The sequence below is a fragment of the Streptosporangium sp. H16 genome (assembly GCF_051918855.1).
Classification (GTDB): domain Bacteria; phylum Actinomycetota; class Actinomycetes; order Streptosporangiales; family Streptosporangiaceae; genus Streptosporangium.
In genome coordinates, this window is sequence record NZ_JBPXMD010000013.1 from 241847 (window position 1) to 250812 (window position 8966).

General features: G+C 66.9%; 8 protein-coding genes and 1 tRNA gene. 8 read left to right on the top strand and 1 reads right to left on the bottom strand.

Features of this window, described 5'->3' with window-relative positions; all coding sequences use genetic code 11:
- Window positions 1–68: 68 nt before the first annotated feature.
- Entirely contained in the window at window positions 69–2816 is a 2748-nt protein-coding gene (gene aceE / locus ACTOQ2_RS23165) for a pyruvate dehydrogenase (acetyl-transferring), homodimeric type (protein ID WP_440102073.1), read from the bottom strand.
- A 1125-nt stretch (window positions 2817–3941) separates the two neighbouring features.
- On the opposite strand from aceE, the gene ACTOQ2_RS23170 reads away from it, so the two are divergent.
- From ACTOQ2_RS23170 to ACTOQ2_RS23205, 8 genes are all read left to right on the top strand, one after another.
- Window positions 3942–4349 (top strand): secondary thiamine-phosphate synthase enzyme YjbQ, encoded by a 408-nt coding sequence (locus tag ACTOQ2_RS23170; protein ID WP_329084204.1) that lies wholly within the window; start codon window positions 3942–3944, stop codon window positions 4347–4349.
- Between the two features lie 123 nt (window positions 4350–4472).
- The gene (locus ACTOQ2_RS23175; protein WP_329084203.1) at window positions 4473–4901 is read left to right on the top strand and encodes a DUF3052 domain-containing protein; all 429 of its coding nucleotides are present in this window, start codon (window positions 4473–4475) and stop codon (window positions 4899–4901) included.
- A gap of 83 nt (window positions 4902–4984) precedes the next feature.
- On the top strand, window positions 4985–5443 hold the full coding sequence (locus ACTOQ2_RS23180) for a peroxiredoxin (protein WP_440102075.1): 459 nt from the start codon (window positions 4985–4987) through the stop codon (window positions 5441–5443).
- Window positions 5444–5505: 62 nt separating this feature from the next.
- Window positions 5506–5817, top strand: a complete 312-nt coding sequence (locus tag ACTOQ2_RS23185; RefSeq protein WP_440085099.1) for a hypothetical protein — start codon at window positions 5506–5508, stop codon at window positions 5815–5817.
- 260 nt (window positions 5818–6077) lie between these two features.
- On the top strand, window positions 6078–7070 hold the full coding sequence (locus ACTOQ2_RS23190) for an ROK family protein (RefSeq protein WP_440102077.1): 993 nt from the start codon (window positions 6078–6080) through the stop codon (window positions 7068–7070).
- Between the two features lie 32 nt (window positions 7071–7102).
- Window positions 7103–7177: transfer RNA gene (locus ACTOQ2_RS23195), tRNA-Val, on the top strand.
- A 439-nt stretch (window positions 7178–7616) separates the two neighbouring features.
- Complete coding sequence (locus ACTOQ2_RS23200; RefSeq protein WP_440102079.1) at window positions 7617–7979, top strand: type II toxin-antitoxin system RelE/ParE family toxin; 363 nt, start codon at window positions 7617–7619, stop codon at window positions 7977–7979.
- Window positions 7976–8314 carry a helix-turn-helix domain-containing protein gene (locus ACTOQ2_RS23205; protein WP_386296029.1) on the top strand — a complete coding sequence of 113 codons (339 nt, stop codon included), beginning with the start codon at window positions 7976–7978 and terminating at the stop codon, window positions 8312–8314. The genes ACTOQ2_RS23200 and ACTOQ2_RS23205 overlap by 4 nt, the downstream gene beginning before the upstream one ends.
- Window positions 8315–8966: the final 652 nt, after the last annotated feature.

The window sequence follows — 8966 nt, forward strand, 5'->3', positions numbered from 1 at the left end:
GCCGGGGGGAGCGATTAACACTAACCGGGCGGGCCCTCCATGGAAAAGGAGAACCCGCCCGGGGACGATCAAACTCCCATGGACTGGGTGTCGTTGCTCTCGGCGCCCGCGGCCTCGGTCACGCCGTTCTTCAGGTGGTACATGGAGATGGCGTCGCCCAGCACCTCCTGGTCGAGCTCGCCCCGGTTGACCAGCTGGGTGAGCACCGCCAGGGTGATCGAGGCCGCGTCCACGTGGAAGTGGCGGCGCAGCGCCGACCGGGTGTCCGACAGGCCGAAGCCGTCGGTGCCGAGCGAGCTCCAGTCACCGGGAACCCACTGGGCGATCTGGTCCTGGACCGCCCGCATGTAGTCGCTCACGCCCACGAACGGCCCCTGTGCCCCCGACAGCGCCTGCGTGACGTACGGCACGCGCTTCTCGGCGTCGGGGTTGAGCATGTTGTGCTCCTCGGCGGCGAGCGCGTCGCGGCGCAGCTCCGCCCAGGAGGTGGCCGACCACACCTCGGCCGCCACGCCCCAGTCCTCGGCCAGCATCCGCTGGGCCTCCACGGCCCACGGCCCGGCAACGCCGGACGAGAGGATGTTGGCCTTCGGCCCGGACACGGACGGAGCCGGGGCGAACCTGTACAGGCCCTTGAGCAGGCCCGCCACGTCCAGGTCCGCGGGCTCGGCGGGCTGGAGGTAGGGCTCGTTGTAGACGGTCAGGTAGTAGAAGACGTTCTCCGGCTCCTCGCCGTACATCCTCCGCAGGCCGTCCTTGATGATGTGGGCCACCTCGAACCCCCACGACGGGTCGTAGGAGATCGCCGCCGGGTTCGTCGAGGCGATCAGCGGGGTGTGGCCGTCCTCGTGCTGCAGGCCCTCGCCGTTCAGCGTGGTGCGGCCGGCGGTGGCGCCGAGCAGGAAGCCCCGGCCCATCTGGTCGGCGAGCTGCCACATCTGGTCGGCGGTGCGCTGCCAGCCGAACATCGAGTAGAAGATGTAGATCGGGATCATGTGCTCGCCGTGCGTGGCGTACGACGAGCCGACCGCGATCGTGGAGGCCATCGAGCCCGACTCGCTGATGCCCTCGTGCAGGATCTGACCCTCGGTCGACTCCTTGTACGACAGCAGCAGCTCGCGGTCGACCGCCTCGTACGTCTGACCGTGCGGCGAGTAGATCTTCGCCGTCGGGAAGATCGCGTCGAGACCGAAGGTGCGCGCCTCGTCCGGGATGATCGGCACGAACCGGTGGCCGATCTCCTTGTCGCGCATGAGGTCCTTGAGCAGGCGGACGAACGCCATGGTGGTGGCGACGTTCTGCTTGCCGGAGCCCTTCTTCAGCTGCGCGTACGCGGCGTCGCCGGGAAGCGTGACCGGCTTGGCGCGCATCACGCGCTTGGGCAGGAAACCGCCCAGAGCCGCGCGCCGCTCCTTCATGTACTGGATCTCGGGGTCGTTCTCGCCCGGGTGGAAGTACGGGGGGAGGTCGCCCTCGAGGGCGGAGTCGGGGATCGGCAGGTAGAGCCGGTCGCGGAACTCCTTCAGGTCGGCCTTCGACATCTTCTTCATCTGGTGCGTCGCGTTGCGCGCCTCGAAGTCCTTGCCGAGGGTCCAGCCCTTGATGGTCTGGGCGAGGATGACCGTCGGCTGGCCGACGTGCTCGCGGGCCGCCTTGTAGGCCGCGTACACCTTGCGGTAGTCGTGGCCGCCGCGCGACAGCTTGCGGATGTCCTCGTCCGACAGGTGCTCGACCATCTTGCGCAGGCGCGGGTCGTCACCGAAGAAGTTCTCGCGGATGTATCCGCCGGTCTCGACGGAGTACGTCTGGAACTGGCCGTCGGGGACGGTGTTCATCTTGTTGACCAGCACGCCGTCGACGTCGGCCGCCAGCAGCGGGTCCCAGTCGCGGCCCCAGACGACCTTGATGACGTTCCAGCCGGCGCCCCTGAAGTAGGACTCCAGCTCCTGGATGATCTTTCCGTTGCCGCGCACCGGGCCGTCGAGGCGCTGCAGGTTGCAGTTGATGACGAAGGTGAGGTTGTCGAGCTCCTCGCGGGCCGCCAGGCCGATCGCGCCGAGCGACTCGGGCTCGTCCATCTCGCCGTCGCCGAGGTAGCACCAGACGTGGCTGCGGCTGGTGTCCTTGATCTTCCGGTTCAGCAGGTAGCGGTTGAACCGGGCCTGGTAGATCGCCCCGATCGGGCCGAGACCCATGGAGACCGTGGGGAACTCCCAGAAGTCGGGCATCAGGCGCGGGTGGGGGTAGGAGGGCAGGCCCTTGAACCCGTGCGAGAGCTCCTGCCGGAAGGCGTCGAGCTGCCCCTCGTTGAGGCGGCCCTCCAGGAAGGCGCGGGCGTAGATGCCCGGCGCGGCGTGGCCCTGGAAGAAGACCTGGTCGCCGGACTCGCCGTGATCCTTGCCGCGGAAGAAGTGGTTGAAACCCACCTCGTAGAGGGACGCGGCGGAGGCGTAGGTGGCGATGTGCCCACCGACGTTGGTGCGGGCGTTGGCCCGGGTCACCATCACGGCCGCGTTCCAGCGCGTGTAGGCGCGGATCCGGCGCTCGACGTACTCGTCGCCGGGGAACCAGGGCTCGCGCTCCGGCGGGATGGTGTTGATGTAGTCGGTGCTGCGCAGGCCGGGCACCCCGACCTGGTGTTCGCGGGCGCGCTCCAAGAGCCGGAGCATCAGATAACGGGCCCGAGTGCGACCTTCCGTCTTTATGACGTTGTCGAGCGACTCGAGCCACTCCTGGGTCTCGCTGGGGTCGACATCAGGAAGCTGGCTGGGTAGGCCGTCGCTGATGATCGAGAAACGCTGGCGTCCGGAAGCCACTGGGTCTCGCCTTCCGAGGATGGACTTTTGTCTGGTGTAGGTCGTCTTCCATCCTGGTCGCTTACCCCGGAAAGTGCATCTCTACTTACCGGTAACCAGGAGATCCCTGCTGGCAGTGATACGAAAGTGGCCTAGACCACCGATGGTAGGACGAATCACCACCAAAGGTTACATCGAGGTTCCCCCTTTTTTACAGGTTCCCGTACCCCTGGGAATCCGGGACCCGCTGTCTCGCCTGTCCTGCCGCCTGTTCTGTGAGGTCCTCCGGGGCTCCAGGGAGCTCCGTGAGGTCCCCCGGGAAGCATTGCGAGGGTCCTCCCGGGAACTCCGTGAGGTCCTCGCGGGAGCTCCGTGAGGCCCTCCGGGGAGCGGAGAGTGCCCTCCCGCCGCCGCGCGACATGCCCGGACATCGTGGTCGAGACCCTCACTTGTACGCAACGTACGATCCTCCCCTGAAGTGCCCTTCCGGGCACCTCCCGCACCGGCTTTCGCCCTGTTTCCCGCTACTTTCCCGTTACCTCTTCCGGTTGAAGGCCGGCCGCGGCTCCCGGTGAAGATCGGCCGCGGCGGGATCGGGCTCGCCGTCCCGTGGCTCTTCCTTTTGGTTTTCTCATGGTTTTCCTCGCGTAGGGAGTGCGGAGGAGGCAAGGAGGGGGCGGGGATGAGGGCAGGGGTGGGCCCCGGACCGCGGTGCCGCGTGCCGAACTGGTAACGATTCGCCCACCGGCCGGGAGCGGTCCGCGGCCGGCACCGGGACGGGAAGGCCGCGAACCACTGCCCGGGTCGCCCTCGATCGCGGCGAGACCCCTGTCCGGCGAGTCCTCGCCGACCGGAGCCGACCGGAGCCGACCGCCACGACCGGCGCGGCATCGGCGGTGGCCGGCGCGCACGAGGCCGTCGTCGGACCCTGTGGCCCGACATGTCACATCCGGCCGGGACATCCCGAAACCGCATCCCGGCTTTCTCCTGTCGGAGGAACGATCCAGGCGCGGACATTCCGGGAACCGGACACGGCGATCTTGCCGCCGTGCCGGCAGGGGATCGGGCGGCGGCGAGGACCACCTGTCGCCCCCAGGACCGGGTGCGGTCGTCATCGCAGCTCACGATGGATCGTAGGATCGGTATGTGAGATCTCAGACGATCGAGGTGGTAACGGGTTCCCGGGAACGGGTGCACGACATCACCTCCGAGTGCGAGAGCTTCGTCCGGTCATGTGGGGGCGACGGCCTGTTGAACGTCTTCGTGCCCCACGCGACCGCGGGGGTCGCGCTGCTGGAGCTGGGCTCAGGCAGTGACGACGATCTGCTCGCGGCCCTGGAGGGTCTGCTTCCGGCCGACGACAGATGGAGGCATGCGCACGGATCACGAGGGCATGGACGGTCGCATGTCATGCCCGCCCTCATTCCGCCGTACGCCACCGTCCCGGTTCTCTCCGGGCGGCTCGCGCTGGGAACCTGGCAGTCCATCGCCGTGGTGGATCTCAACGTCGACAATCTGGAACGCCAGGTCCGTTTGTCATTTTTGTCGGACTAATTCATACGTAGCCCAGTCGTTGCCGTGGCGACCGTTGACGACTGAGGGTCACAGCGTGTGGACTGTGCCGAAGCACTCTGAGCACCGTGTGATTGCGGGGCCATTCAAGCAGGAGGGACAAACGTGAGCGCGACCGCGGGTCAGGCGCAGGGCGAACGCGGCCTGGCCGAACGACTCGGCCTCAAGCCGGGTCAGGTGGTGCAGGAGGTCGGATGGGATGAGGACACCGACGACGATCTGCGCGACTCCATCGAGGAGCTGACCGGTAACGAGCTGGTCGATGAAGACTTCGAGGACGTCGTCGACGTCGTGCTGCTCTGGTGGCGTGACGGTGACGGCGATCTGTTCGACGCCCTGAGCAGCGTGGTGACCAACCTCACCGACGGCGGCCAGATCTGGCTGCTCACTCCCAAAGCCGGCCGGGACGGGCACGTGGAGCCGAGCGACATCGGGGAAGACGCGACCACTGCGGGTCTTTCGCAGACCAGCAGCATCAGTGCCGCTCCCGACTGGTCGGGGACGCGTCTGGCGACGCCCAAGGCGCGCCGCTAAGGGTCCGCCCTGCCGTACGGCTCACGCGGGCCGTACGGCAGGATGATGACGCCTGCCGTCAGCCGAGGAAAGGAGCCCCGATCATGGCGATCGATGTGGGTGGCCAGGCTCCCGACTTCGAGCTGAGGGACCAGCACGGCACCCCGGTCAAGCTTTCCGAGCATCGGGGCAAAAAGATCGTGCTGATCTTCTACCCTTTCGCCTTCAGCGGCGTCTGCGGCAACGAACTTGACGCCGTCCGCGACGAGTTCGGCGCCGACATGCCGGAAGACATTAAAATTCTTACGATTTCAGTTGATTCAATCTTCGCTCACCGCGCGTGGGCGGATCAGCGAGGCTACGCCTTCTCACTGCTCTCCGACTTCTGGCCGCACGGACAGGTCGCGCGGGCATACGGTGTATTCGACGACGAGAAGGGCTGCGCGGGACGCGGGACCTTCGTCATCGACGGCGAGGGTGTGGTCCGCTGGCGTGTCGTGAACCCGGTTTCGCGGGCCCGCGATGTCGCCGAGTACCGCAAGGCGCTCGCCGAACTTCCCTAAGCGGTGATCCGGCGGACGCCCGCTCGCGAGGTGCCTGCCGGTCCGACCTCTCGGAGGCGATCATGCCCTGCTTCTCCTGCGGGGCCAGGCAGACCGACCCGATCCGTGGTGCCAGTCCGTGGACGCGCGGGGTGCGCGACGAGACACAGGTGCTGATCTGCCCGGACTGCCGGCGCACCCACGAAGCCGACCTCGACACGTGCTCCTCGTGCGGCTCCGTCGCACTCATCTGCCGGTTGGGCGAGGTGGAGTGCCGCTCCTGCGGCTCGGTACGTCCGGCGCGAGGCGACGGCAGCCTGGCCGCCTCCTACGCGCCCGGCCTGGCCGACGAGGTGGAGGCCGCCCTGGCCAGGGTCCTGCGCCGGGTCCCCTGAGGACCCACCCGGCCCGGCCGTTCCCGGAGCCGTCCGGGCGCGCATCGGGCACGGGCGTGTCCCGGTCAGACGGGGCGGATCCCTGGGCGATGGGCGGCCCGGATCCCCGGGCGATGGACGGCCCGGATCCCCGGGCGATGGACGGCCCGCCGGGGTCGCCCGCCTGCCCGCCCGTACGGGGGAGATCCCTCCATTCCGGCGTGCCCGGCGTGCGCTAGTGTCGGGCTCGGTCCCGCCCCTTCGACCCGCTGGATAGGTGCATGAGCTCCTTCGTTGTTGCCCTTGACGTCGGTGGAACGTCGATGAAGGGCGGCCTCGTCACCCGTTCCGGCGAGATCCTCCGCACCGACCGGCGCGCCACTCCGCGCGACAGGGGGCCGGCGGCCGTCATCGCGACGATCCGGTCCTTCATCGACGACCTCGCCGCCGCGGGAGGTGGCACTCCCGAGGGGGTCGGTCTCGCCGTACCCGGCCTGGTCACCGCCGAGGCGGCTCTCTACTCCGCCAACATCGGCTGGCGCGACATCCCGGCGACGGATCTCGTCCCGCTGGACGTCCCCGTCATGCTCGGGCACGACGTCCGCACCGGTGGTCTCGCCGAGAGCGTCCTCGGTGCGGGCCGCGAGCTCTCCGACTTCCTGTTCCTGCCCATCGGCACCGGTATCGCGGGTGCCACGATCCTGCACGGCGAGCCGTACGGCGGGAGCGCGGGATGGGGTGGCGAGATCGGCCACATCCCGGTCTTCCCGGAGGGCGAAGCGTGCGCCTGCGGCCAGATCGGCTGTCTGGAGACCTACGCCTCCGCCTCCGCCGTGGCCCGCCGCTACTCCACCCGCGCCACCTCTTCCCCTGCCCTTCCCCCCTCCACCGGCACCTCACCCGTCGCCGTCTCGGTAACCGCTGAGCGGGTCGCCGCCCTGACCGCCTCCGGTGACCCGCTCGCCACGGAGATCTGGGGAGACGCGGTCGAGGCGCTCTCTCTCGCCCTGGCCACCTACACGCTTCTCCTCGACCCCTCCGCCATCGTTCTCGGCGGCGGCCTCGCCGAAGCGGGCACCCTCCTCTCCGCCCCCTTGGCCGAACGGCTCCAGCAACGCCTCGCCTTCCGCCAGGCCCCACCCCTGCGCCACGCCGCCCTCGGCGTGTCCGCCGGAATGCTCGGCGCCGCCCTCCTCGGCTGGCGCGCGGCCGGCTTCACCGACGCGGGAACCACGTGGTCTCTCGATGTACTGAAGTCCCCCCGGGTGGCGTAAAGTGTTATCCCGTCTGTCCAACGGGATTCCCCGGGCGCTTAGCTCAGCGGTAGAGCGCTCGCCTTACAAGCGAGATGTCACTGGTTCGAACCCAGTAGTGCCCACCAGTTAGTAGTGTCCACCAGGCAAAATGTCCCCTCTCTCTCGCCTTGAGCACAGGGCGAGAGTGACTACTGGGTGACTAACTCCTGAAGGCTTCGTCTAACACCTCCGCGCCTGTAGGTGCGCCGGGCAGATCTACTCGCGATATGCAGTTTCGGTGATGACCGTGTTGCGATGATCGACGAGGTGCGAGGTGTTCTCGACGGGGGCGCTAGGCCAGACCGGGCTGAGCGAACACGGCGAAGGTGCACCCGCAAGCATCGTGATCGAACGAGAAGAGTACTCCGATCGCGTCGCCGCCTGGGGTCAGCGGGCCCCGTGGGCGACTCCGAGCGGGTTCTTCCCCTGATCCACATGGTCCATACCTAAAGATTTGTGACGTTGACGATACGCTGAGTTGCCAAAGCTCCTCTTGGATCAACATAAGAAATTTATTATGATGGAGTGAACTGGCAGATAGTGATCGTTCCAGAGGTCCGTGACTGGCTTCACGAGCTACGGAAGGCGGATCGGCAAACACTCTTGCTGATCGCTGCGGCCTTGGACCGGGTCGCCGAGGAAGGTCCCGGTTTGGGGCGGCCCTTGGTGGACACGCTTCAAGGGTCGACTATCCGTAACCTCAAGGAGCTGAGACCTGGATCCGGCGGGCGGAGCGAAGTGCGGCTGCTCTTCGTTTTCGACCCTTGGCGTCAAGCAGTGTTCCTGGTCGCCGGAGACAAGTCCGGCGACTGGAGCGGTTGGTATGGCGTGGCGATCAAAGCGGCAGAGGTGCGTTTTGCCCGGTACCTCAAAGAGAGGGAACAATGAGCGATCAGGCGGTGACATGGGAGGAACTGCGTGCTGAGCTTGTCCAGCCCAGCGATGAGCAGGAGGTTGCCCAACTCCGCGATGGGCTCGTAGCTCGCCAGCGCGCCTACCAACTCGCTGAAGCCAGACGCAAGCTTGGCCTGCGGCAGGAGGATGTCGCTCAGGCGATGGGCGTGTCACAGGCCCGCATCTCACAGATCGAGAGCGGAGTGATCAGCGAAGTGGCCACCCTGGCCGCTTACGTAACGGCGCTCGGAGGTCAGCTCAAGATTGTGGCCGACTTCGGCGACTCGGCCATGGTGCTTGACACGCCTCGCGGTCGCCGTACTGGGTGATCGTGTCCATGATGGATGCCGTGGTTCCCGTGTTCTTCTCTCCTTGCGGGCGTTCGCGTTGCTGCCGCGCCGTCTGGCCGCGTGTCGTACTTGAGTGACCAACTGGGTGACAACGACGCCGGACGGGGCCGGACAACGGTGGACGGTCGTGGACCGTACGCCCAGGTCAGGCCCCGTATTGACCCTGGTTGCGCTCCTGCTCGGATCGCCCTACAAGCGAGATGTCACTGGTCCGAACCCAGTAGTGCCCACCACAAGGCTCTGACCTGCGTTAATAGGTCAGAGCCTCTTGCGTTTTCAGAAGATGTGGGAGCTTCATCGCTTGCTGATTGCTCGCTAGATCAGCGAGTTTGCCTAGTTAGGGCCAACTTCCTCCCTGTGATGAGACTGCTTTTTCGGTCGAAATTATTCGAGGCCCGCCGATCAGCGCTTACTTCAGGTTCCGCAGCGCAGCGACTGGAAATCCTGCCCTTCGGACAAGGTGACGCGAGGTAGACCTCCACCAGGAAGATCGTTCTCAACGATGTCGTCCCGGCTGGGGCCAGACTCTGCGATCTTCCGGTAGCAGCTGCTCGTGTCAATCCCCTGAAATCGTGGAGACGGTTTATGCCACAGCGGTCCCCAGCAGGGCCGATGAGGCGTGTCTCTTCTC

Excerpts from the sequence above, each read along its gene's own strand:
- ACTOQ2_RS23180 (WP_440102075.1), top strand. The coding sequence starts at position 4,985 with ATGGCGATCGATGTGGGTGGCCAGGCTCCCGACTTCGAGCTGAGGGAC.
- ACTOQ2_RS23185 (WP_440085099.1), top strand. The coding sequence starts at position 5,506 with ATGCCCTGCTTCTCCTGCGGGGCCAGGCAGACCGACCCGATCCGTGGT.
- ACTOQ2_RS23190 (WP_440102077.1), top strand. The coding sequence starts at position 6,078 with ATGAGCTCCTTCGTTGTTGCCCTTGACGTCGGTGGAACGTCGATGAAG.
- ACTOQ2_RS23205 (WP_386296029.1), top strand. The coding sequence starts at position 7,976 with ATGAGCGATCAGGCGGTGACATGGGAGGAACTGCGTGCTGAGCTTGTC.